The sequence below is a fragment of the Kinneretia sp. DJ1R-11 genome (assembly GCF_025717595.1).
Classification (GTDB): Bacteria; Pseudomonadota; Gammaproteobacteria; order Burkholderiales; family Burkholderiaceae_C; genus Paucibacter_A.
This window is the reverse complement of record NZ_JAJIRR010000047.1, coordinates 1-1130: the sequence shown is the minus strand read 5'-3', so window position 1 is coordinate 1130 and position 1130 is coordinate 1. Positions and strand designations below refer to the sequence as shown.

Here is a 1130-nt window from a genome sequence, read left to right as displayed (position 1 = left end):
GTGGGGAGTTTTTTTACAGCCTCAACGTTGAAGCTGAGCCGCGAGCAGCGGCTGGGCACGCAAGGCCCAGAATGAAATGAGGGCCTGAAGTGACCAGCCGTTGCGAGTCAGCTCGAGCGACTGGTTCGGCGTCATTTTCCCGCCGCCAGCTCTTCCAGCTTGGGCCGAAGTCCGGCCGCTGAGCCGACATCGCCCAAGCCAATCTCAGCAAATGCCGCCGACTCAGAAAATCGATGTTGGCTGCGACGCAAGAGGGACAGAACCAGGGCCATTCTTACCCGAGTGGAGCCAAATCCGACGAAGGACTCCGTGCTACGCGCAAAGACTTCAGGACTGATTTGCTCAAACGGTGATTGCGGCCCGCTGACAGATGCGAGGAGCTTCCGACCGACCGTGACGTACACAGCGGCAGCCTGCTCGGCGGCCTGATTCATGCTCTCCTGTGACTGACCATGCGACCACCATTGATCCGATCCATCGGCTGTCAGCCGCCGCCGAAATTCACACAGCGAGTCTGTGATCTTCTTGGGATCTGGCAACTCTCCGAGCACATGAGCGACAGACAAGGGCTGTAAACCTAGATTGATCGCGAACTGCCCGCCATGCCTGGAGCCTTGAACCCCGATCACCTGAATCCACCCATCTCGCACACGGCGGAAGGTGCGCCCGGTTCCTGAAAACCCGTCGCTTCGCAGGAGCGGTGCAAGGTGCTGCTTGAGGGCCAGTTCCAAGCGCGGAGGAGCTGCTTCGTTCATGACGCCGAACGTTGAAGCTGAGCCGACGCCGCAGGCGATCGGCTCGAGCGACCGGTTATGCAGAGCCAAATCGAAGGCACTGCGGTGGAAGTGGCAGGCAGCATACTGGAGCTGTACCCATGAGGCGATCGGCTGAGGCGGCAAGCGCGGTTCTCGCTGCGCAGGTAGCGGCGAACCAAGAAAGGAGAACGATCAGCCTGGCCAAGACCGGCAAGATCACGGCGGCCGGAAGCTGGGCCGGAGCGACTGCAGCCCGACTCCGAGAGGATCACGGCAGATTGCTCCGCGTGGCCGAGGCGAACGCCCGACCGAAAACGTATCTTCAAGCGTTGCTTAGCTTGCTGCATAACGTTGAAGCTAACTGGCACGCGACGA

The 1130-nt window shown here is 60.6% G+C and carries 2 protein-coding genes; one reads left to right on the top strand and one right to left on the bottom strand.

Annotation, left to right across the window (positions count from 1 at the left end; translation table 11 throughout):
* Positions 1-131 precede the first annotated feature (131 nt).
* Positions 132-731, bottom strand: a complete 600-nt coding sequence (locus LNV23_RS23850; RefSeq protein ID WP_263565240.1) for a DUF4304 domain-containing protein — start codon at positions 729-731, stop codon at positions 132-134.
* Positions 732-874: 143 nt separating this feature from the next.
* Here LNV23_RS23850 and LNV23_RS23845 point away from each other — a divergent pair.
* Positions 875-1130 (top strand): hypothetical protein (locus LNV23_RS23845; protein ID WP_263565239.1); only part of this gene is annotated, 256 nt, incomplete at its 3' end.